This is a genomic window from Streptomyces sp. NPDC021749 (assembly GCF_040640655.1).
In the GTDB taxonomy this organism is placed as follows: Bacteria; Actinomycetota; Actinomycetes; order Streptomycetales; family Streptomycetaceae; genus Streptomyces.
Genome location: NZ_JBFACE010000029.1, coordinates 33,129 through 55,089 on the forward strand (window position 1 = coordinate 33,129; position 21,961 = coordinate 55,089).

The following is a 21,961-nucleotide window of genomic DNA, read 5'->3' on the forward strand; positions in this document are numbered from 1 at the left end:
GGCCCCCCGCCCGCGGCCCGCTCCCCCTGGACGGCGCTCACCGGCCGCGCCGACGCCGGGCCGCCCTGACGCACCGGGTCATCTCCTCCGCGTACGGCAGCACGACGCAGGCGCCGACGCCCAGGCCGAGGCCGGCCAGATAGCGGGCGGACAGCGGTTTCTCCTTGGGCCGCAGCTTCCAGTCGTCGGGTCCGCGGCCGCCGCGCAGGGCGGCCCGGGTCTGGTCGGCGTGGAGCGTGCACAAGAACGCCAGCGCGGTCAGCGGCAGGACCTCCAGGAAGCTGTGGATGTGCTGCTCGACCGGGTGCAGCTCGCGCTCGCCGTCCGCCAGGCTGACGTCCCACAGGGCGGTGGCGGCGTGGGCCAGCGCGGCACCGCCCATGACCGTCAGGACGAGCGGATTGATCCTGGCCAGCAGGCCCATCGCGAGCGGCACCCCGGCCTCGGTCAGCATCAGCGCGTGCACCGCCGATTCCCGCACCCCCGTGGTGTCCTCGATGCGGGTGCGCCGGTGCATGGCCCAGTCCGCCACCGACGGGACGAGCCACAGCGGCAGCACGCCGTACAGCAGGAACCGGCGGTTGGCGTCCTCGACGTCCATCGGCCGGCGCGGCATGTCGGGCGCGGTGAGCCGGCGCCGGCCGCGCCAGGCCCGGGCGACCGGGCTTTTCGTGAGGTCCATGCTTACGTCTCCTCCTCCATTCGGATCGCCTTCCTGAGAGGTCCTCGGCGGCCTTTCCGCCCCGGCTCTCGCGGGACTCCAGCAAGGCCGCCGCCACGGCGTCGAGTTTCCGCTGGATCGCATGTTCCGCCCGCAGCTCGGAATTCTTGAGCAGGGCGAGGAGAAGCAGGGTCACCGCGGTCATGAAGTCCCCCGCCGGCAGCTGCCAAGCCAGCGACAGATGGGCGAGGTGAACGGCGAGGAACAGGGCGATCAGAACGAGGCAGAGCACGAAGAAGAGCGGGGAACTGGTGAAATGCGAGGCTCTTTCGGCCAGTTCGGCGAACCGCCCCCGCTCGTTACCGCCGCGGTCCACGGGATGACGAAGGGCCATGGCTCCTGGATACTCGATGGGCCGCTACGGGCGGAGACCGCCATGCCGCCGGCCGGCACGGCGATTTCACCCGCACGGCCCTTCCCTTGCGCAGCGGCGCCGGTTACCTGCACAGCGACGGCGCCGGTCACTTGCGCGGCGACGGGGCCGGTCACTTGTGCAGCGACGGGCCGGTCACTTGAGCAGCGACGAGTCCAGCCGCGCCAGGAGGGCGGCCGGCCCGTCGTAGACCTCCCGCGCACCGGCGTCCAGCAGCTCGGCGCGGCAGTAGCCACCGGTGAGCACGCCCACGCAGGGCACCCCGGCCCGGGCACCGGCCTTCATGTCCCACACCGTGTCCCCGACGAAAACCGCCCGGGCGGGCTCGGTGCCGGCCTGCGCCAGCGCCTGTTCCACGAGGTCGGGGGAGGGTTTGCTGGACTCGACGTCGTCCGCGCCGGTGACCGCGGTGAGCGCGTCCTCGGCGTCCAGCGCGGCCCGCATGGCGCTCAGTTCGCCGCCGCCCGCCGAGCTGGCCAGGACCACCGTCCAGTCGCGCCCCGCGCAGGCCCGCAGCAGCTCGGCGGCGCCGTCCAGGGGCGCCAGCCGGTCCCAGTACTCGGCGAACAGCGTCTTGTGCGCCGCGTTGATCGCGGCATCGCCCTCGCGGTCCCGGTCCGGGCCCAGCAGATGGCCGATGAGGTGGTCGGCGCCCATGCCGACGGTCCGGTGGACGGCGGCCGTCGGCACCCGGTGGCCGGCCTGGCGGAACGCCTCCCACCAGGTGACGGCATGCAGATAGGTGCTGTCGACGAGGGTGCCGTCCATGTCGAACAGGGCGGCTCTGCGGTCCGCGGTCATGGTGCGCCTCCTTCGCAGCGGCCGGGGCTGAACGGAAATGCCGAGCGCCGGACCTGCCCTACTCGCGGCGCCGGGACTCGATGCCGTCGCCCTTCAGTTCGTGCGGTGTGCGCCGGTGGTCGGTCCGGGGGAGTTCATCGGGCTCGCGGCGCTCCACGACGTCGCCGACCGGCCCGCCGTGCGGCAGCCGCGGCTGTGACTCGGGGCGGGGCGGGCCCGGCTCGCGTTTCCTGATGCGCCGGCCCCGGACGAACGCCGCGAGCAGCAGGGCGACGACGAGGACACCGACGATCGTGAGCAGGGCGCCGCTCGTTCCGTGCGGAGCGGCGAGAGGCGCGGACGGATACGTGGTTTCCACGGTCAGCTTCTCCATTCCGGGCGGATACCCGGCACCTGTCCGGACAAGCGCCGGAATCACGCGGAGAGGGCCTTGATGAGGTCGCCCCGGTTCATCGACGAACGGCCGGGAATACCGGCCTCGGTGGCGAGTTCGTAGAGCTCGGTCTTGCTGCGTTGCTCCAGGTCCGAGGGCGCAGTACCGCGCTTTTCCGCCGGCGGGGTGCGGCGCTTTCCGCCCTTCGCCCGCGCGGCCTTTCGTTTGCCCTTCGCCGTGTCGAGGCTGGCGTTGAGGACCTCCATCAGATCGATGACATGGGTGGATTCCGGTGCCTCCGCCTCCTTATCCACCGTCTCGCCCTTGCTCTTCGCCTCGACGAGCCGGCGCACACGTTCCTGATAGGTGTCGTGGTACTCCTCGGGATCCCATCCGGTGGCCAGCGCCTCGATCAGCTGGAGCGGGGTCTTCAGTTCCTTCTCGGCGGGTTTCGACCTCGCGGGCAGGTCCGGGATTTCCCGGTGCGGGTCGCGCACCTCGTCCGCCCAGTGCAGGGTGTGCAGCGCGAGCACGTCGTCCTCGGCCTTGACGGCGGCCAGGTACTCCGGGTTGCGCAGGACGAACGTGGCGATCCCGGCCTTCCCCGACCGGTCCAGGGCCCGCTGGAGCAGCGCGTAGACCTTGGCGTACTCCTTGCCGCCGGGGCCGAGGTAGTAGGTCCGGTCGAAGCAGACCGGCTCGACCTCCGCCAGGTCGACGAATCCGCTGATCTCCAGCGCCCTGGACCGCCCCGGGGCGATGTCCGCCAGTTCCTCCGGCTCCACCAGGACGTAGGTGTCCCCGGCGTCCAGCCCCTTGACGATGTCGTCGGCGGCGACCTCCTCGCCGGTGCGCTCGTTGACCCGCTGGTTGCGGACCCGGTCGGAGGTGCCGCGCTGGATCTGGTGGAAGTGGAGGGTGTGGCTGTCCGTCGCCGTGTACAGCCGTACCGGCAGCGTGACCAGCCCGAAGGTCAGCGCACCGCTCCACACCGGTCGTGCCATGGATCGCACCTCTTCGCACCGGACGTGCCAGGGGCCTGGTCCTCTCCATGGCACGACCGATCGGCGGTGATCGCATCCCGGCGCGGGCCGGCCGCCGGATCCGGGCAGGTCTAGCGCGGCACCCGGGCCACCTCCGGTGTCTCGGTGTCCAGCGGCACCGACCAGGACCGCACCAGGCCGAGCTGGACGCCGTGGCGGGGCAGCACCGCGTCCAGGAGCCAGTCGGCGGCCACCCGCACCCGGTTCCCTGGCATCGCCATCAGGTGGTAGCCGCGGGTGACGGCACCGGCGAGCGGGCCGGACAGCGGGACGTGCAGCGGGTTCGCGGCGGCCTGGACCCCGCCCAGGTCGACCATGAACCCCAGGTCGTGGTGCTCGTACGCGCGCGGGGTGCCATGGCCGCAGGACGCCGCCACATTGTGCGCCGCGACCTTGCCCTGCCGCTGGGCGTGCTGGGCGGTCATCGGCGTCACCTTGCCCGGCCGGGTCAGATCCGGGACGGCCGCCGCGTCACCGCAGGCGAACACCTCCGGCCGCCCGGGCACACCCAGGTACTCGTCGACGCACAGCCGCCCCCGGTCGGTGGGCAGCCCCATCGAGGCCACCAGCGGGTCCGGGCGGACGCCGACGCACCAGATCAGACTGCGGCTGTCGACGAACTCGCCGTCGTCCAGCAGCACCCCGTCCGGGGTGGCCTCCTTGACCGACGTGCCGGTACGGACGTCCACCCCGCGGCCGCGCAGCACCCGCTCGGCCGTGTGGGAGAGCCGCTCGTCGAGCTCCGGCAGCAGCCGGTCGGCGATGTCCAGCAGCAGCCAGCGCGGCCGCGGACCGTCCCGCAGCCCGGTGTTCTGCCGGGCCAGCGCATCGGTGAACAGCACGCCGTGGGCGGCGACCTCGGTGCCGGTGTAGCCCGCGCCGACGACCACGAAGGTGGTCCGGGCGGCCCGTTCGGCCGGGTCCTCGGCGGTCCCGGCCATTTCGATCTGGCGGGTGATGTGGTCGCGCAGGTAGAGCGCCTCGGGCATGCCCCGGAAGCCGTGGGCGTGCTCGGCGACACCGGGGATGGGCAGCAGCTTGTTGACGCTGCCGACGGTGAGGACCAGCCGGTCGTAGTCCAGCGTGCCCTCCCGGTCCTCCGGGTCGGTGTACGCCACCCGGCGGGCGTCCAGGTCCAGGTCGTGGGCCTGCCCGAGGACGAGCCGGACGCCCGGCAGGGTCCCGGTCAGCGACACCGAGATCCGGCGCGGCTCCAGGATCCCGGCCGCCACTTCCGGCAGCAGCGGTACGTAGAGGAAGTAGTCATGGGGGTTGAGCAGCACGATCTCGGCGGCTCCCTTGGCCGTCCGGGAGAGTGTGCGGGCACATTCGTAGCCGGCGAAACCGGCTCCGACGATCACGATCCGAGGGCGACGTCGTTGCACGTGGACTCCTGCGGTCGAGGACGGTCAGTCGGTCGATTGCGGTGTTTCCCGGCCGTCCGGGCGGGCGGTGGCCGGGTCCGGTCCCGGTCCCGGTCCGTCGGACGGCCCCTTCGTGGCGCGTTGCGGGACGACGGTGTACGCCGGGTCCTCGGCGGAGGCGATCCCGGCGGCGAAGACGCCGAAGCGGGTGCACGCCGACCCGGCGAGCAGCGCCAGCCCGGCGGCGACGGCCGCGGCGCGGGAGCGGCGGGCGCCGAGCGCCGCGGTCAGCGCCCCGGCGCCGAGCAGCAGCTCCGCCCCGCGCAGCAGCCGCCCGGCCCGGCCCTCCCGCCAGGTCTCCGCCACCATCCCCAGCCGCCGCTTTGCCGCCCGCGTCGCCGCCGCGTCGGCAGCGGCGGCGAGGACGGCGGCGCAGCGCGCGGGCGCCGTCTCGCGGGGCGGCGCCAGCACCAGCGCCATGCCGGACGCCGCGGCGGTCGCGGAGGCCGCGAAGAGGTAGGGCAGTTCGCGGTGCGCGCCGTGCCAGGCCGGCACCGCGGTGTCCGCCGTGAGCACGGCGGTGTACGTGGCCACGGCCGGCCCCAGCGCCGCGGCGGTCGCGGTGGCGGCGGCACCGGTCCGCGGCAGCCGCCCGCCGACCGCGCACACCGCCGCCGCGCCGGCCGCCGGCCCGTAGCCGCTGAGCAGCCAGGAACCGACGCTCATCGGCGAGGTCGGCTTCAGCACGCGCAGCATGTTGCCGAACCGGGCGGGCCGGCCGAGGTCGTGGACGAGCGCCGCGGTGGACAGTGAGACGGCCGCCAGCGACGAGACCTTCATCCCGGTCGCCAGCGTGGTCCGGCCGGTCAGCTGGGCGCCCGCGGCGAGCACCGAGCCGGCACCCGCCAGGCCGCCGAGGAAGAAGTACCCGGCGATGTCCCGGGCCGACCAGGAGGGAGCCTTGATGACCGGCCGGCCGTAGTAGGAGTCGAACTCGGCGCGCGGGACCATGAGTTCCTCGCCCTTGCGGGGCCGCCGTGCGCACCGGTCGTCCACCCTGTCGGGCCGGGTCATCGCCGTCCCCTCCCTCGCCGCACCGCGGGCAGCGCGAAGGACAGCGCGAAGCCGGCCGCCAGAGACAGCGCCGCCGCGCCGGCGTGCTGCCACATCGCGGGCAGGTCCCGGGTGGTGACCTGGGGGTCCGGCGGCAGTCCGTAGACCTCCGGCTCGTCCAGCAGCAGGAAGAACGCCGCGTCCCCGCCGACCCCGTCCGCCGGGTCGTGGCCGTAGAGGCGGGCCTCGCCCACCCCGGCCGCGTGCAGCTGGTCCACCCGCAGTGCCGCGCGCTCGCGCAGCTCGTCGAGCAGGCCGAACTGGATCGACTCGGTCGGGCAGGCCTTGGCGCAGGCCGGTTCCTGTCCGGCGCCGAGCCGGTCGTAGCAGAGCGTGCACTTGAACGCCCGGCCGTCGGAGGGGCGTTGCTCGATCACGCCGTAGGGGCAGGCCGGGACGCAGTAGCCGCAGCCGTTGCAGATGTCCTCCTGCACCACCACGGTGCCGAACTCGGTGCGGAACAGCGAGCCGGTCGGGCAGACGTCGAGGCAGGCGGCGTGGGTGCAGTGCTTGCAGACGTCCGAGGACATCAGCCAGCGCAGGTCACCGCCGGCCGACTGGTCCGCGTCCGCGGCGAGCGGCAGCACCGTACGGCCCTCGGGCGCCGGCACCGGGGCATGCGGCTTCGACTGCTCGATGAAGGCCACATGCCGCCAGGTGGACGCCCCCAGCCCGGCGGTGTTGTCGTACGACATGCCGGTGAGGGTCAGTCCGTCCTCCGGGAGGGCGTTCCACTCCTTGCACGCCACCTCGCACGCCTTGCAGCCGATGCAGACGGAGGTGTCGGTGAAGAACCCGACCCGGGGCGGGGCACCGGTGTGCCCGGCGTCGCCGGCCGGGTCCGGTTCCGGGCCGCTGAGCAGGCTGTCGGTCATGGCCGTCGGTCCTCTCCGGTGTGCTCGGTGATGCCCGCGCGCCGCCGGTACTCCGCCACCAGGCGGGGCAGGGCGGGGCCGCGCGGCCGGCGGCCCGGGCGGATGTCGGCGGTGAGCGCCTTGTCCTCCTGGATGTGCGAGTTGGGGTCCAGCACGATCGCCATGAGCTCGTTGGCCGCGTCGCCGGTGACCGTCCCGTTGGGGCCCCAGTGGAACGGCAGCCCGATCTGGTGCACCTCGCGGCCGTGCACGGTCAGCGTCCTGATCCGGTCGGTGACCGCGACCCGCGCCTCGACGGCGTTCCGGGCGGTGATGATCGTCGCCCAGCCGTTGTGCGTCAGACCGCGCTCGGCGGCCAGCCGCGGGGACACCTCGCAGAACAACTCCGGCTGCAGCTCGGCGAGATGGGACGACCAGCGGCTCATCCCGCCCGCCGTGAAGTGCTCGGTCAGCCGGTGGGTGGTCACGACGTACGGGAAGACCTCGGCGCCCGGCTCGCCGCCACTGGGGTGGTAGCGGTTGCCCTCCCGGACGTACCGCTGCTGTGTGGGGGAGCGCGGCCGGTCGGGGTAGAGGGCGTTGCCGAACGGCGAGTCCTGCGGCTCGTAGTGGGTCGGCAGCGGCCCGTCGAGCAGCCCGGACGGGGCGAACAGCCAGCCCTTGCCGTCCGCCTGCATGATGAACGGGTCGTCGCCGCGCAGCGCGTCCGGCCCGGTCGCGCCGGGCGGCGGTACGTGGTCCGGCGCCCGGTCGGGCACGAAGTCCGGGACGTCGCGGCCGGTCCAGCGGCCCGCACCGGCGTCCCACCACACATACGCCTTGCGGGCGCTCCAGGGCGTGCCGTCGGGGGCGGCGGACGCCCGGTTGTAGAGGATCCGGCGGTTCGCCGGCCAGGCCCACGCCCACTCGGCGGCCACCCAGTCCTGCTCGGTGTGCGGGGTGCGGCGGGCCGCCTGGTTGACGCCGTCCGCGTAGACCCCGCAGTAGATCCAGCAGCCGCAGCGGGTCGAGCCGTCGTCCTTCAGCTCGGTGTAGGCGCTCAGCGGGGCGCCGTCCGGGCCGTGGCCGTTGATCTCGGCGAGGACGGCGGCCGCGACCGGCTCCCGGTGCTCGCCCTCGACCGGGTAGTCCCAGGTCAGGTCCTGCACCATGCGGTCCCTCGGGTCGGTGGACGCCGCCAGCTTCTCCTTGATGCGCCGGCCCAGGTGGTACATGAACCACAGATCGCTGCGGGCGTCGCCGTCCGGCTCGACGGCGGCGTGGTGCCACTGCAGCCAGCGGTTGGTGTTGGTGAACGACCCGGACTTCTCGGTGTGCGAGGCGGCCGGCAGGAAGAACACCTCGGTCCCGATGTCCTCGGTGCGCAGCTCCCCGCTGTCGATCTCGGGCCCGTCCTTCCACCAGGTCGCCGACTCGATGAGCGAGAAGTCGCGGACCACCAGCCAGTCGAGCCGCGCCATGCCCAGCCGCTGCAGCCGGGTGTTGGCGGAGCCCACGGCGGGGTTCTCGCCCATCAGGAAGTAGCCCTTGCAGACGCCGTCCAGCTGCGCCACGACGGTGTCGTAGGTGCTGTGCGAGCCGGTCAGCCGTGGCAGGTGGTCGAAGCAGAAGTCGTTCTCCGGGGTCGCGGCAGCGCCGTAGTACGCCTTGAGCAGGCTGACGAAATAGGCCCGCATATCGCCCCAGAAGCCCTTGTCGGTGCGGCTCGCCGCGACGAAGGTGTCCAGGTCCTCGTGGGCGTGCGCATGCGGCATCGGCAGATAGCCGGGCAGCAGGTTGAACAGCGTGGGGATGTCGCTGGAGCCCTGGATGGAGGCGTGGCCGCAGAGCGCCTGGATGCCGCCGCCGGGGCGGCCGATGTTGCCCAGCAGCAGCTGCAGGACGCTCGCGGCCCGGATGTACTGGGAGCCGGTCGCGTGCTGGGTCCAGCCGACCGCGTAGACGAACGCGCTGGTCCGCTCCCGCCCGGAGTTCGACGTCAGCGCGTCGCACACCTGCCGGAACGTCTCGCGCGGGATCCCGCAGGTCCGCTCGACCAGCTCCGGGGTGTAGCGGGCGTAGTGCCGCTTGAGGATCTGGTAGACGCACCGGGGGTGGGTAAGCGTCGGGTCCTGCGGCGCCGCGGCGGCGGCCTGCGGGCCGCCCGAGCCGTGGGTCTCGGCGTGGCCGGGGGCGTGGTGGGAGGCCTGGCGGAGGTCCTGGAGCCGGCGGTCGTGCAGCTGCTCGACGTCGCCGGCCGGGGCCTGGACGTCGGTGCCCTCGTACTGCCAGCTCGCCGGGTCGTAGCGGCGGCCCTCCTCGTCCAGGCCGGAGAACACCCCGCCGAGGTCCTCGGTGTCCCGGAAGTCCTCGCTGATCAGGGTGGCGGCGTTGGTGTAGGCGAGGACGTACTCGCGGAAGTCCTTCTGCTCGGACAGGACGTGGTGGATCAGCCCGCCCAGGAAGGCGAGGTCGGTGCCGGCCCGGATCGGCACGTGCAGGTCGCACAGTGCGCTGGTGCGGGTGAAGCGCGGATCGACATGGATGATCCGGGCGCCCCGGGCCTTGGCCTCCATCACCCACTGGAAGCCCACCGGATGCGCCTCGGCGAAGTTCGAGCCCTCGATGACGATGCAGTCCGCGTGCTGGAGGTCCTGCATGAAGGTGGTCGCCCCGCCCCGCCCGAACGAGGTGCCCAGACCCGCGACCGTCGAGCTGTGGCAGACCCGGGCCTGGTTCTCCACCTGGACCACGCCCAGACCCGTCAGCAGCTTCTTGATCAGGTAGTTCTCCTCGTTGTCGAGGGTCGCGCCGCCCAGGCTGGCGATGCCGAGCGTGCGGGCCACCCGCTTGCCGTCCACCTCCCACTGCCAGGTGTCCCGGCGGGTCTCGATCACCCGCTCGGCGATCATGTCCATGGCGGTGTCCAGGTCGAGCGGCTGCCAGTCGGTGCCGTACGGCCGGCGGTAGAGGACCTGGTGGCGCCGGGACGGCCCGGTCGTCAGCTGGAGCGTCGCCGACCCCTTGGGGCACAGCCGGCCCCGGCTGACCGGCGAATCCGGGTCTCCCTCGATCTGCACCACCCGGTCGTCCTTGACGTACACCTGCTGTCCGCAGCCGACCGCGCAGTACGGGCAGACCGACTTCACCACCCGGTCGGCGGTGTCCGTCCGCGGCCGGAGCGCCTCGGTGCGCGCGGACATCGCGGCGCGTCCGCGGCCCAGCGGATCGCCGCCGGTCAGCTGCCGGTACACCGGCCAGTCACGCAGCAGCCTCCCCACGCCCATGGCTCCTCCAAGCACCTCGCGCCGTGCGGCCGGGAGCCAAACTGCCTCCCGCGGCCCTCGCGTGCCCCTTGGCGGGCGTGTTACTCACCCGACCGGGCACGCGAAGAGCCGCGGTCGGGCCCCGGGGCGCACGTGCGGCGCCGCCCGCCGCGCGCCACAGTGAGAGATGCGGCATCCGAGGAAAGGCGGGCCGACCCGTGAGTGGCAGGAACGGACTGACGACGTACCGCGGCAAACGGCACTTCGACCGGACCCGCGAGCCGCGGGGCGGGCAGCCCTCCTCCGGCGACACCCCGTGCTTCGTGGTGCAGATCCACGACGCGAGCACCCTGCACTTCGACTTCCGGTTGGAGGTCGACGGCGTCCTGAAGTCCTGGTCGGTGCCGAAGGGCCCGTCCACCGACCCGCAGGACAAGCGGCTGGCCATGCCCACCGAGGACCATCCGCTGGAGTACCGGGAGTTCGAGGGCGTCATCCCGGAAGGGGAGTACGGCGCGGGCACCGTCATCGTCTGGGACGAGGGCAGCTACCGGCCGCTGCCCGGGAGGAGGAAGGGCCGCCCCCGCACCTTCGGCGAGGCACTGGAGCAGGGCCACGCGTCCTTCTGGCTCGACGGCAGCAAACTGCACGGCGGCTATGCGCTCACCCGGTTCCGCGGCGGCGACGACCCCGGGAAGCGGGAGTCCTGGCTGCTGGTCAAGGAGAACGACGAACGAGCCGAACGGCGCGGCACCCCCGACGCCCGCCGGGGCACGGCATCGACACGATCGTGCTCTGCGGCCAGGTCACCGAACAATGCGTGCTCTATTCGGCGCTCGACGCCCATATCCGGCATCTCAACGTCATCGTCGTCGAGGACGCCTGCGCCCACATTCACCGGGATCTCGCGGAAGCCGCGCTGCGCATGATGGAACGCAATATGCGGGCCCGTATCGTCAGGTCCACCGCCGGGGAAATCTTCTGAATCCCGCCGGAATCCCCCCGGCGGACGGCGTGAAAGGTACGGCGAAGGAATCTCGGGCCCGGGCGGCTAGACCTCCGGCTCCCCGTCCCCCGCGTCGTCGCGGGCGATGTGCACCGCGGCCTCCTCGGCGGACGCCGCACCGCCGTCGATGCCGACGTCCCGGGCGGCGATGTCGTCGCTGCCGCCGCGCCAGAAGCCCTCGTCGGTGCCCACGAGCCGGCCGGCCCGCTCCTCGCCGCACTCCAGATCCACCGGTTCGCCCACGCCGCCCGGCAGATCGCCGATGCCGTCGCCGTCGACCGGGAGCACGTCCGGCACCTCCACGGCCAGCCGGTGCTCCAGCGACTCGCGGTCGTGCAGTTCCCGTGCCGTGGTGCCGTCGTGGTTGACCACGAAGGGCCGTTCGGGCGGCGAATAGCCGGTGTCCAGCATGGCATCGAGGTCGGGCTCGTCGAGGGCGTCCTCCATGTCGAGGTCGTTGGGGTTGTCCTGGGGGTCGGAGCTGGGCGGCTGGTAGACCTCGTCGCCCATCGCGTCGTCGGACATGACCGCCCTCCCTCTCCCGTCCGCTCGGCCCGCCGCCGGGTGCGGCGGAGCCCTCTGCCACCAATTGTCCGCCTCCCGGCGCCGCTCGGCAGCGTCAGGAGGCGGACGGCCGGGTCAGCGCCGCACGTGCTCGGTGTGCAGTCCGATGGCCTCGGCGATGGCCTGCACGTTCACGTACCGGTCGTGCGCCGGCAGCCGTTGCGCCAGTTCCACCAGCCGGTCCGGCGCCTGGTTGCGCCGCAGCGTCTCGATGACCGTGTTCTTGTCGGCGGGGTACAGGCTCCGGCCGAGGTGCTGGGCGAGTTCGGAGCGCAGTCCGACGTCCTGCTCGGTCATCCCGCTCGGCGTACCGCCGCGGTAGTCGCTCGCGGGCGACCACGCCGGCACCGGCTGGTCCTCGCCCGGGGGCTGGAGTTCGTGCTCCTCGTCGGTCCGCAGCGAGCGCTCCGCGGCCAGTTGACCGCGCAGCTGCTTCTTCATCATGTCGTCCCGGGCGGGGCCGGTCTTGTCCGTTCCGTGTTCCATGACCATCGCTGCCTCCGGTCTCCGAGTCGTACCGACCCGACGCGTTTCTCCCAGTTTCCCTGGTCCTTCCGCCCTAACAACCCGACGCACTCGATTCAAGCCCCGGTACGGAATTCACCCGAACTACTACTCTGGGTGACCGCCATCGAGGCATATCCCCGGCCGGAACGCAATGCATACGCCCTGGGGGATCGGGAATTCGTATGACAGCCAACCGCATACGCAGCGACGCATACGCGTCCCACGCATACGCAGCCAACTGCAGACAAGCCCACCGCATAACCGGGAGAACCCAAGGAGGCAGCGCCATGCGACTCTCGCTCCTTCGACCGGTCATCGATCGGCCGGGCCCATGGGCAACCGTCTATGCCGATATCTCGCACGGCACCGAGGACGCCGAAAAGCAGCAAGAGTTGACGGCGAGCGCGACCACCGCGCAGCTCTTCGCGCTCGGCGCGGACGAGGCCACCTGCGGCGCCGTGCACGAGGCCCTGGTCACGCGGCGCGAAGGGGAACCGCAGTCGCACGCCGGGCGGGTGCTGTTCGCCACCAACGGCAAGGTCGTGCTCGACGCACCGCTGCCGGGGCCACCGCCGACACCCTTCGCCGCCTGGGGGCCGGTGCCCCGGATCGCGCCCTTCCTGGCCGCGATCGGCGACGACCCCGTCTGCCTCGTGGTCCGGCTCGACCGCACCGGCGCGGACCTCGCCGTCCTGGGGCAGCAGGGCACCGAGGACGCGGCCGGCAAGGTCACCGGCGCCGAGTGGCCCATCCACCGCACCACGTCCTCGGACTGGTCCGAAACCCACTTCCAGGCCAAGGTGGAGAACACCTGGGAGCAGAACGCCGCGGAGATCGCCGATGCGATCCGCCGCACCGCCGAGGAACACGGGGCGGAGGCCATCATCCTCATCGGCGACGCCCGCGAGCGGCACCTCGTGCACGAGAAGCTGCCGGAGCAGCTGCGCGGCCTCACCTACGAGAGCGAGCACGGCGGCCGCGCGGCCGGCTCCGAGAGCGACCTGGTGGAACGGGACATCGCCCAGGTCCGGGCCGAACAGGAACGCCTGCACGTCGCGGAGGTCACCGACCGCTTCCGTACCGGCGAAGCCCCCGGCAGCAAGGGCGCCCCGCACGCCGCGGCGGGTATCCCCGCGCTGGTCGAGGCGGCCCGGGAACACCGGATCGACACCCTGCTGGTCGACCCGCACGGCGCAGACACCGGACGCCAGGTCTGGGTCGGCGAGGGCGCCGACCAACTCGCCGTGCGCGGCACCGAGTTGCAGTACCTCGGCGAGGTGCGGCCGGCCGCCGCCCGGGCCGACGACGCGCTCATCCGGTCGGCCGCGGCCAGCGGCGCCGAGGTCGTGATCGTCCGCGATCCCGAACGGGCGCCCTCCGGCGGGCTCGGCGCCATCCTGCGGTGGACGGACGAGCCGGCGCCGGAGTGAGCCGCCGCCCGGGAATCCCCCGGTGGCGCGCCGTGAGCCCTCAGTCCTGGGCTTCGGCCGCCACCGGTTTCGGGATCAGGAACGAGGTGGCGATCGCCGCCGCCAGGACGACCACACCGGCGATCATGCCCGCGGTGTAGCCGCCGGCGGACGCCGGATCGGCCGGCGTGGCGGCGGTCTTGACCGCGTAGAGCACCGCGAAGCTCAGCCCCGCGCCGAGATTGAACGCGCCCGCGTTCAGCCCGGGCAGGAAGCCCGGGTTCTCGCTGGGGGAGAGCACGATGCCGAGCCCGTTGAGGACGATGTTGGCCACGCCCGCGTAGGCGATGCCCACCAGGATCGAGGTCGCCAGCAGCAGGACGTGCGAGTGGCTGTGCATCGTCGCCAGCATCAGCACCACCGTCGCCACCGAGCCGACCAGGCCGCACCGCAGGACGCGGCCGTAGCCGAAGGTGGCGGCGAGCCGGCCGGCCAGCGGGCCCATGGCCAGACCGGCCAGCGCGTACGGCGAGAGCGTCCACCAGGCGGACGCCTCCGCGCTCATCCCGAGACCGGCCTGCGCGTCCTGCGCGAACGCCGGGATCAGGCCGTTCATCACGGCGAACACACCGGTCATGGTCAACACGGTGGTCAGCAGGGTCGCCCAGGTCGCGCGCTGCTTGAGGTGCCTCGTGGCGACCAGCGGGTGCCCGCTGCGGTTCTCGGTGCGCCAGAAGAGGCCGAAGGCGGCCGCGGACACCACGACGAGGACGGCGATCAGCGGCCAGTCGGCGGCGGCCAGCTTGCCCGCCTCGTTCAGCGCGGTCAGCAGCGAGCCGACCGAGACGACGAGCAGGGCGACGCCGGGCCAGTCCATCCGGCGGGCGCCCGGGGTGTCCGGGGCCGGAGCCCTGGACTCCGGGGTCAGGGTGGCGACGAGGACGGTCGCCAGCGCCGCGACGACGGCCATGGCCCAGAAGACCGACCCGAAACCGTGGTTGTCGGCGAGGTAGCCGCCCGCGAGCGAGTCCACCCCGGCGATCCCGCCGTTGACCGCGGTGATCACGCCGAGCAGGGTGCCGTACCGCTTGGGCTCGCGCACCTCGACCCGCAGCATGATCAGGCACAGCGGGACGACCGGACCGCTGACGCCCTGGATGATCCGGCCGGCGAACAGCATCGGCACGCTGGTCGCCAGTGCGGCGAGGACGCAGCCGACGACCATCAGGCCCAGCATCCCGGTGAGCACCCGGCGGCGGCCGATGACGTCGCCCAGTCGCGGGAGGAACAGGGAGAACAGGGCCGCCGAGGTGAAGAACGCGGTCTGGGTGAGGCCGATCTCGGCCGAGCTGGCACCGAGGGTGTCCTCGATGTTCTTCAGCGCCGGGCTGAGCATGCTGGCGTTCAGCTGGAACGCGAAACAGGCCGCCAGCAGCGCGGTGACCAGCACCCCGATGCGGACGCCTGAGCCGGTGCCGTTCGCCTCGGCGGGGGACCGGGTGGACTGGGTGAGGGAGGTGTTCATGCCGTTCGTACCGTTCGTGCCGTTCATTCCGCCACGTCGCCGATCCGCTCCAGCGCGTCCACGACGAGGTTCCAGAACCGCTCGTGGTCGAGCTTCACGGCGACCTGGGTGGTGCAGTCGTCCGGCGCGGGCGCGCGGAAGTCCGTCACGGTCATCCCGACGGTCAGCGCACCGCGCAGCTCGACGTCCACCGGGGCCCGGCGCACGGTCATCACGTCCGGGTCGATGACGTACGCCACCGCGCACGGGTCGTGCACCGGCGGGTGCTCGAAGCCCTGGTTCTCGCGGTAGGCCTCGCGGAAGAAGTCCAGCAGTTCCAGCACGAAGGTGGCCGGCTTGGTGCCCACCGCGGCGATCTTCTCCTCGACCGCGGGGGTGGCCAGCGCCTGGTGCGTGAGGTCCAGCCCGACCATGGTGACCGGCCACTTCTCGTTGAAGACGATGTGCGCCGCTTCGGGGTCGATGATGATGTTGAACTCGGCGACCGCGCTCCAGTTGCCCTCGTGGTAGCCGCCGCCCATCAGCACGACCTCGCGGACCCGCTCGACGATCCGCGGCTCCTTGCGCGCGGCCAGCGCGATGTTGGTCAGGCCGGCCGTGGGGACGATGGTGATCTCGCCCGGCTCGTGCGCCATGACGGTGTCGATGATCAGGTCCACCGCGTGCCGGCGGTCCAGTTCGAGGGTGGGCTCGGGCAGGTCCGGGCCGTCCAGGCCGGTGTCCCCGTGGATCTCCGGCGCCGTCTCGATGTCCCGCACCAGCGGCCGCGGGCAGCCGGCCGCGAAGGGGACCCCGGTGATCCCGGCGATCCGCGCCACGGACAGCGCGTTGCGGGTCACCTTCTCGACCGACGCGTTGCCGACCACGGTCGTCACGGCGACCAGCTCGACCTCGGGGTTGCCGTGTGCCAGGAGCATGGCGATCGCGTCGTCGTGCCCCGGGTCGCAGTCGAGGATGATCTTTCTGGCCAACGGACGAGCCCCTTTGCTCTGCGGAACGGTGGTGCGGGTGAAGTCTCTGGGTGCGCCCGCAGGAGGCGACTACCGCTGGAAAACGTTCTCCGAGAATTTCGCCCATCGCTCCGTGCGATGTCAACGAAATGTGAGCCATACGACCGCTTGATCCGGCTCACGGACACGGTGGGTGAGCGGTGATAACGTTTGCCGCCCTCATCCGGTACGGGTCGACAAAAGGGGCGCCACCGTGGCCGAAGTGACCTTGAAGGACGTCGCGCTGGCGTCCGGCTGCTCCATCGCCACGGTCTCCCGGGTCCTCGCCGGCACCCGCCCGGTCGGCGCCGAGACCGCCCGCACCGTCCGCGCGGCGGCCGAGCGGCTCGGCTACCGCCCCAATCACGTCGCCCGCGCCCTGCGCAGCCGCTCCACCGGCACGGTCGGGCTGGTCCTGCCGCAGATCACCAACCCGTTCTTCCCCACCCTGGTACGGGAGTTGGAGCACGCCCTGCACGCCGAGGGCCGTGCCGTCCTGCTCGCCGACTGCGATGACGACCCGGCCACCGAGGCGGCCCGGATCAGCGCCCTGCTGGCCCGGCAGGTCGACGCGCTGCTGCTGATACCGGTCGACGAACGGCACAGCCGGGAGGCGGTGGCGGCGGCCGCCGCACAGGTGCCGCTGGTCCTCCTGGACCGCGGCTGCGGTCCCGGCGTCGCCGACTCCGTCGCGGTCGACAACGCCGCCGGAATGGCGCTCGTCCTGGCCCACCTGGCCGCCACCGGGCGCCGCCGCCCCTGTTTCATCGGCGCCGCCGGCACCGCCTCCGCGGCCGTCGAGCGGCGCACTGCCTACGAGACCGGCGCCGCGGCCCTCGACCCGGCGGCACCCGGCCGGCTCGCCCTCGGCGACTTCTCGGCGGAGTGGGGCCGGGCCGCCGTCGACCGCCTCTGGCCGTCCCGCCCGGACGCGGTGGTCTGCGCCAACGACCTGATCGCGGCCGGCGCGCTGCAACGGCTGCGGCAACTGGGCGCGGACGTCCCGGGTGAGGTGGCGGTCACCGGCTTCGACGACATCCCGCTCGCCGGTCTGGCCGACCCCGCGCTCACCACCGTCCGCCAGCCGGTCGCCGACCTCGCCGCCGAGGCCGCCCGGCTGCTGTCCCGCCGCCGGGCCGACGGTTCGTCAGGACCGTGCCACACGGTCCGCCTCGCCCCGGAGTTGGTGGTCCGGGCCTCCAGCGGGACGGCCGCCGCGGTACCGGCGGACGGGCCGGTCCGGACCTATTGACCGTACACGGTCAGGGAGTAAAGTCCAGACCAATCAGTGCACCCCTCGCGCCTCCCACCCCCCTCGCGAAAGGGTCGACATGAACAAGAACAGAAGGCTGGCTCTCGCCGTCGGCGCCGGAATCGCCCCGCTGCTCGTCGTCACCCTGCCGGTCGCCCCGGCCGGTGCCCACGGTTACGTCTCCGCACCCCCCAGCCGCCAGGCGCAGTGCGCCGCCGGCGCGATCGACTGCGGCCCCGTCAAGTGGGAGCCGCAGAGCGTTGAGGGCCCCAAGGGGCTGACCAGTTGCAGCGGCGGCAACAGCCGGTTCGCCGAACTCGACGACGACTCCAAGGGCTGGAAGGTCACCCCGGTCGGCCGCACCCAGGCCTTCCGCTGGCATCTGACGGCCCGTCACGCCACCAGTACCTGGCGGTACTTCGCCGGCGGCCGGAAGGTCGCCGAGTTCAGCGGCGGCGGCGCACAGCCCCCAAAGACCGTGACCCACACCGTCAACTTCGGCAGCCTCACGGGCAGGCAGAAGATCCTCGCGGTCTGGAACATCGCCGACACCGCGAACGCCTTCTACGCCTGCATCGACGTCACCATCGGCGGCTGACCCGGTACCGGCGACCGGTCCGCTACCTCCGCGCACGTCCCCCTCGTCCCTCTCGTCCCCCCTCGGCCGACCCCGTCCCACCTGCCCCGTCGCCCTGCCGCGTCACGGCGGGGAACGGTGGTCGGCAGGGTGACGGGGCCGGCCGGCGCACCCGTTACGATCGGCCCATTCATGGCCGTTGTGCGTGGCCGCTGCCGGGAGGAAGAGATGGGCCTGTTCCGCCGAGGACCGAAGCGGGATCCCCGCGACCTGGCACGCGACGGGGAGTTCAGCTTCTTCTCCGAGCGCGAGGGCGGCGTCTTCCGCTCCCAGGTCCGGCAGGCCTTCGCCGAGCAGGGCCTGGAGGTCACCGCGTACGCGGGAGCGGTCACCGACTCGTCGGGGCGTCAGTTCGGCCTCGGCAACCTCGCGGCGGTGTGCCACCGCGACCGGCGCGGCGAACGCGCCTGGCCCGGGCTGATCCGGGACCACGTCGGCAAGGTGCTGCGCACCATGGACGGCCCGCAGCCGCTGGAGGTGCTCTCCGCGGACGAGATCCGCGCCTGCCTCTACCCCCGCGTCGTCGCCCAGGAGACCCTGCCCGCCTCGGACTCCTTCCGCTACGGCCGGGAACCGGCCCCCGGCCTGCGGGAGGTCCTCGCCCTCGATCTGCCCGAAGCGGTGCAGATGCTGAGCGAGGACTCGCTGAGCGACCTCGGGGACGTCGCCGAGCTGCGGATCCGTGCCCTGAACAACCTCCGCGCTCTGCCCGTCGAGGGCCACGAGACGGTGCGCCGCGGTGATGGCTCGGCCTTCGAAGTGCTGCTCGGCGACTCCTTCTTCACCGCCAGCCGGGTGCTGGTGCTCGACGACCTGGTCCAGCGGCTCCTGGGCACCGGGCTCACCCCGGACGGTGCGCTGGTCGCCATGCCGTTCCGCCACCAGCTGGCGTTCCACCGCATCCAGGACGCCCAGGTGATCCCGGCGCTCCAGGCCATGGCGCAGTTCGCGGCGGCCGGCCACGAGGACGCGGCGGGCGCCATCAGCCCGCGGGTCTTCTGGTGGCGGCGGGGCGTGATGACCCCGCTGAGCGAGCCGGACGGGGACGGTCTGCGCGTGGTCGTCGACGGCGAATTCCAGGAACTCCTCGAACGCCTGGTACAGGACGAGAACTGACCCGGAAGATTTTTTCCCGGATCTTCACAGAAGGGGAACCACTTCCCGCTCCCACCCGTTCCTATAGGTGAGGCCCCACGCTCTCCCCCGTGCGTGGGGCCTCACCACGTCCTGCCGCTGCCTCGTTCCCGCCCCCGGTCGTGGGCCGCCCGCTCCGCTTCCTCCTCGGTCAGCAGCCGCGAGCGGATCAGGAACCGCACCCCCTCGGGCGCCTCCAGGGAGAATCCGCTGCCCCGCCCCGGCACGACGTCCACGGTCAGATGGGTATGCCGCCAGCGCGCGAACTGGTCCGCCGACATCCAGAAGTCCACCGGCTCCGGCACCCCCTCCACCGCCAGCCGTCCCAGCAGCACGTCCGATCCGCCCGTACGGAATTCCCCCGCCGGGTAGCACATCGGCGCACTGCCGTCACAGCACCCGCCGGACTGATGGAACATCAACGGCCCGTGCTGTTCCCGCAAGACCCGCAGCAGCTCACCCGCCGCCCCGGTCACCGCGATCCGCTCCACACCCGCACCCGCGTCCACCGCCACACCACCCGCCGCATCAACAGAGAGCCACGGCCTTCAGTTAACCCCCTACGAGGTTGCGAGAGGGTTGCACGGGCCGTCCGAGGGCGAAAGGGTGCACGGCCGGAGGTGCGGCGGAAGCGCCTGACGGCCGGAAGCGCCTACGGCTTCGGGAGGCGGTCGGCGGGCGGGGACGGCTGGATCTGCATTCCGGGCCGACGCCGGTGCACGGTCAGGTAACACAGGCCCGCCGCGCCCGCGACGAGGCCACGGGTGGAACCGTGCGGCAGCCAGACCAGGCTTCCCTCCGTCAGGGGGAGGGCACCGTCCGCGCGGAGCAGCGTGCCGTTCCCGGCGGCGACCAGCAGGAGGACGTCCAGATCCGGCTCGGTGTGGGGGTCCACCCGGCCCGCGGGCGGGAGGCGCACGACATTGGCGTCGAGTTGCCGTCCGGGTTCCGCCAGCCGCCACAGCGCACCGGCCGGCGTACCGTCGAGCGCCGCGGCCGCGGTCAGGGCCCCGGTGTCGCACAGCACGCGGGGGACCGGTGCGTCACCGGCCGGGCCGGGGGAGCCGTCGTTTTCCACAGTCATACACGTGCCCTGTTCCCTGTGCGTTGCCCGCCGCCGGCGGAACGGGCCCTTTGCGGGGCCGACCCCCGCAACCGGCCCCGTTCGTCAGCGGCCTCGCCCGTGACGCACTCCACACGGTCCCGGGCGTATCTGAATGGGAATCTAACATGCGTCTTTGTTAACGTCCGGTATGTGCGGCTGACGAAGTTCACCGACCTGGCGCTGCGTTCCGTGATGCGCCTGGCGGTCTCCGGAGAGGGCGACCCGCTGACCACGCGCGAGGTGGCCGAGGCCATGGACGTGCCCTACACCCACATGGCGAAGGCGGTCACCCGCCTCCAGCGCCTGGGCGTGGTGGAGGCGCGCCGGGGTCGCGGCGGCGGCCTGGCGCTGACCGGCCTCGGCCGGCGGGCCTCGGTCGGCTGGCTGGTCCGGGAGTTGGAGGGGGAGGGCGAGGTCGTCTCCTGCGACGGCGACCCACCGTGCCCGCTGCGCGCGGCCTGCCGCCTGCGCCGGGCGCTGCGGGACGCCCAGGAGGCGTTCTACGCCGCGCTCGACCCGCTGACCGTGGCGGACCTGGTGGCCTCGCCCACCGGTCCGGTGCTCATCGGGCTGGTCGGCCGCCCGCCGGAGTGACCTTCGCGTCTCCGAGGTCGCCGGCGCCACCCGCGTCGCCGACGCCATCGCGCTGCCGGATGTCCTGTGTCTCGCGCGTCTAAATAAGAAGATCGTTAACCAATTAAGGAGTCGCGGTGCTCTCCGAACAGTCCATCCCGGTCATCCGGGCCTCCCTCCCGGCGGTCGGTGCCGCCATCGGGGACATCACCGAGCTGTTCTACCGGAAGCTCTTCGAGGCCCATCCCGAGCTGCTCCGGGACCTGTTCAACCGGGGCAACCAGGCCAACGGTGACCAGCAGCGGGCCCTCGCCGGCTCGATCGCGGCGTTCGCGGAGGTGCTGCTACAGGGCCCGGACGTCCGCCCGGACGCGATGCTCGCCCGGATCGCGCACAAGCACGCCTCCCTCGGCATCACCTCCGACCAGTACAAGGTCGTCCACCGCCACCTCTTCGCGGCGATCGCCGAGGTGCTCGGCGACGCGGTCACCCCCGAGGTCGCCGCGGCCTGGGACGAGGTCTACTGGCTGATGGCGAACGCGCTGATCGCCGTCGAGGCGCGGCTCTATCAGGAGGCCGGCGCCGCCGAGGGAGACGTCTGGCAGCGCATGACCATCGTCGAGCGGCGGCAGGAAACCCCCAACGCGGTCTCCTTCGTCCTGCGGCGGGCCGACGGCCGCCCCACCGCCCCCTTCCGCCCCGGTCAGTACGTCAGCGTCCAGGCCGAACTCCCCGACGGCGCCCGGCAGATACGCCAGTACAGCCTCTCCGCCGCACCCGGTCGCACCGATTGGCGCATCACCGTCAAGCGGGTGCGGGCCGGGAACGGGAACGACGCGGGCGGAGCGCAGCCGGACGGCGAGGTGTCCCACCGGCTCTGCGCGCACGCCCGTACCGGGGACGAGCTCACGGTCTCCGCACCGTTCGGCGACCTGGTCCTGCCGGAGGGCGACGGTCCGCTGCTCCTGGCCTCGGCCGGTATCGGCATCACGCCCATGCTGTCCATGCTCGACCACCTCGCCGCCACCGGATCCGCCCGCCCGGTGACCATCCTCCACGCCGACCGCACCCCCGCCGACCACGCACACCGCGACGAACAGCGCAGCCTGGTGGGCGCGTTGCCGGACGCCCGGCTCCACCTCTGGTACGAGGAGCCGGGCGACCGGGCCCCGGAGGCGTCGACCGGCCGGGTCGACCTCGACACCGTCGACCTCCCCCCGGGCGTGACCGCCTACCTCTGCGGCCCGCTGCCCTTCCTGCGCGCGGTCCGCGGCGCCCTGCTGCACCGTGGCGTCCCCGCGCAGGCGATCCACTACGAGGTCTTCGGCCCGGACCTGTGGCTGGGGCGGTGA

General features: G+C 72.7%; 21 protein-coding genes and 2 pseudogenes. 8 read left to right on the forward strand and 15 right to left on the reverse strand.

All coding sequences use genetic code 11. The features are described from left to right. Positions 1–37: 37 nt before the first annotated feature. From AB0G35_RS25570 to fdh, 9 genes and pseudogenes are all read right to left on the reverse strand, one after another. Complete coding sequence (locus tag AB0G35_RS25570; RefSeq protein ID WP_360953900.1) at positions 38–682, reverse strand: diguanylate cyclase; 645 nt, start codon at positions 680–682, stop codon at positions 38–40. 145 nt (positions 683–827) lie between these two features. Continuing rightward, a pseudogene (locus AB0G35_RS25575) lies at positions 828–1,055 on the reverse strand (hypothetical protein); the annotation flags it as partial. Positions 1,056–1,229: 174 nt separating this feature from the next. Further along, the gene (locus AB0G35_RS25580; RefSeq protein WP_360953903.1) at positions 1,230–1,895 is read right to left on the reverse strand and encodes an HAD family hydrolase; all 666 of its coding nucleotides are present in this window, start codon (positions 1,893–1,895) and stop codon (positions 1,230–1,232) included. A gap of 58 nt (positions 1,896–1,953) precedes the next feature. Next, positions 1,954–2,268, reverse strand: coding sequence for a DUF6479 family protein (locus AB0G35_RS25585; protein WP_360953906.1), 315 nt, complete (start codon positions 2,266–2,268; stop codon positions 1,954–1,956). Between the two features lie 41 nt (positions 2,269–2,309). Next, positions 2,310–3,272, reverse strand: coding sequence for a Ku protein (locus AB0G35_RS25590; protein ID WP_360953909.1), 963 nt, complete (start codon positions 3,270–3,272; stop codon positions 2,310–2,312). Positions 3,273–3,382: 110 nt separating this feature from the next. After that, on the reverse strand, positions 3,383–4,672 hold the full coding sequence (locus AB0G35_RS25595) for an NAD(P)/FAD-dependent oxidoreductase (RefSeq protein ID WP_360954103.1): 1,290 nt from the start codon (positions 4,670–4,672) through the stop codon (positions 3,383–3,385). 48 nt (positions 4,673–4,720) lie between these two features. After that, positions 4,721–5,749 carry an NrfD/PsrC family molybdoenzyme membrane anchor subunit gene (gene nrfD, locus AB0G35_RS25600; protein ID WP_360953912.1) on the reverse strand — a complete coding sequence of 343 codons (1,029 nt, stop codon included), beginning with the start codon at positions 5,747–5,749 and terminating at the stop codon, positions 4,721–4,723. Then, the gene (locus AB0G35_RS25605; RefSeq protein WP_360953915.1) at positions 5,746–6,663 is read right to left on the reverse strand and encodes a 4Fe-4S dicluster domain-containing protein; all 918 of its coding nucleotides are present in this window, start codon (positions 6,661–6,663) and stop codon (positions 5,746–5,748) included. Before AB0G35_RS25605 ends, nrfD begins: the two co-directional genes overlap by 4 nt. Continuing rightward, positions 6,660–9,929: a formate dehydrogenase gene (gene fdh, locus AB0G35_RS25610; RefSeq protein ID WP_360953918.1), complete on the reverse strand. Its 3,270-nt coding sequence runs from the start codon at positions 9,927–9,929 to the stop codon at positions 6,660–6,662. Before fdh ends, AB0G35_RS25605 begins: the two co-directional genes overlap by 4 nt. Before the next feature lie 197 nt (positions 9,930–10,126). On the opposite strand from fdh, the pseudogene AB0G35_RS25615 reads away from it, so the two are divergent. Both AB0G35_RS25615 and AB0G35_RS25620 read left to right on the forward strand, forming a co-directional pair. Continuing rightward, a pseudogene (locus AB0G35_RS25615) lies at positions 10,127–10,678 on the forward strand (DNA polymerase ligase N-terminal domain-containing protein); the annotation flags it as partial. A 50-nt stretch (positions 10,679–10,728) separates the two neighbouring features. Then, positions 10,729–10,893, forward strand: coding sequence for an isochorismatase family protein (locus AB0G35_RS25620; RefSeq protein ID WP_360953921.1), 165 nt, complete (start codon positions 10,729–10,731; stop codon positions 10,891–10,893). A 66-nt stretch (positions 10,894–10,959) separates the two neighbouring features. Here the strand turns inward: AB0G35_RS25620 and AB0G35_RS25625 are convergent, their stop codons facing one another. Continuing rightward, on the reverse strand, positions 10,960–11,439 hold the full coding sequence (locus tag AB0G35_RS25625; RefSeq protein WP_360953924.1) for a DUF5709 domain-containing protein: 480 nt from the start codon (positions 11,437–11,439) through the stop codon (positions 10,960–10,962). A gap of 114 nt (positions 11,440–11,553) precedes the next feature. Next, entirely contained in the window at positions 11,554–11,970 is a 417-nt protein-coding gene (locus AB0G35_RS25630; RefSeq protein ID WP_360953927.1) for a DUF2795 domain-containing protein, read from the reverse strand. 302 nt (positions 11,971–12,272) lie between these two features. On the opposite strand from AB0G35_RS25630, the gene AB0G35_RS25635 reads away from it, so the two are divergent. Beyond that, positions 12,273–13,415, forward strand: a complete 1,143-nt coding sequence (locus AB0G35_RS25635) for a Vms1/Ankzf1 family peptidyl-tRNA hydrolase (protein ID WP_360953930.1) — start codon at positions 12,273–12,275, stop codon at positions 13,413–13,415. 40 nt (positions 13,416–13,455) lie between these two features. Here the strand turns inward: AB0G35_RS25635 and AB0G35_RS25640 are convergent, their stop codons facing one another. Then, positions 13,456–14,919: an MFS transporter gene (locus AB0G35_RS25640; protein WP_360954106.1), complete on the reverse strand. Its 1,464-nt coding sequence runs from the start codon at positions 14,917–14,919 to the stop codon at positions 13,456–13,458. A gap of 23 nt (positions 14,920–14,942) precedes the next feature. Further along, complete coding sequence (locus AB0G35_RS25645) at positions 14,943–15,890, reverse strand: nucleoside hydrolase (protein ID WP_360953933.1); 948 nt, start codon at positions 15,888–15,890, stop codon at positions 14,943–14,945. Positions 15,891–16,122: 232 nt separating this feature from the next. Here AB0G35_RS25645 and AB0G35_RS25650 point away from each other — a divergent pair, with 232 nt between their 5' ends. From AB0G35_RS25650 to AB0G35_RS25660, 3 genes are all read left to right on the forward strand, one after another. Then, a complete protein-coding gene (locus tag AB0G35_RS25650; protein ID WP_360953936.1) occupies positions 16,123–17,160 on the forward strand; it encodes a LacI family DNA-binding transcriptional regulator in 1,038 nt (345 codons plus the stop codon). A 79-nt stretch (positions 17,161–17,239) separates the two neighbouring features. After that, the gene (locus AB0G35_RS25655) at positions 17,240–17,758 is read left to right on the forward strand and encodes a lytic polysaccharide monooxygenase auxiliary activity family 9 protein (protein WP_360953939.1); all 519 of its coding nucleotides are present in this window, start codon (positions 17,240–17,242) and stop codon (positions 17,756–17,758) included. Between the two features lie 207 nt (positions 17,759–17,965). Beyond that, positions 17,966–18,913, forward strand: a complete 948-nt coding sequence (locus AB0G35_RS25660) for a hypothetical protein (RefSeq protein WP_360954108.1) — start codon at positions 17,966–17,968, stop codon at positions 18,911–18,913. A 101-nt stretch (positions 18,914–19,014) separates the two neighbouring features. Here the strand turns inward: AB0G35_RS25660 and AB0G35_RS25665 are convergent, their stop codons facing one another. Together AB0G35_RS25665 and AB0G35_RS25670 are read right to left on the reverse strand one after the other, a co-directional pair. Continuing rightward, entirely contained in the window at positions 19,015–19,440 is a 426-nt protein-coding gene (locus tag AB0G35_RS25665; protein ID WP_360953942.1) for a DUF779 domain-containing protein, read from the reverse strand. Between the two features lie 143 nt (positions 19,441–19,583). Next, positions 19,584–20,015 carry a hypothetical protein gene (locus tag AB0G35_RS25670; protein WP_360953945.1) on the reverse strand — a complete coding sequence of 144 codons (432 nt, stop codon included), beginning with the start codon at positions 20,013–20,015 and terminating at the stop codon, positions 19,584–19,586. A gap of 171 nt (positions 20,016–20,186) precedes the next feature. Here AB0G35_RS25670 and nsrR point away from each other — a divergent pair, with 171 nt between their 5' ends. Both nsrR and AB0G35_RS25680 read left to right on the forward strand, forming a co-directional pair. Continuing rightward, positions 20,187–20,630 carry a nitric oxide-sensing transcriptional repressor NsrR gene (nsrR, locus tag AB0G35_RS25675; RefSeq protein ID WP_360953948.1) on the forward strand — a complete coding sequence of 148 codons (444 nt, stop codon included), beginning with the start codon at positions 20,187–20,189 and terminating at the stop codon, positions 20,628–20,630. 116 nt (positions 20,631–20,746) lie between these two features. After that, a complete protein-coding gene (locus AB0G35_RS25680; protein ID WP_360953951.1) occupies positions 20,747–21,961 on the forward strand; it encodes a globin domain-containing protein in 1,215 nt (404 codons plus the stop codon).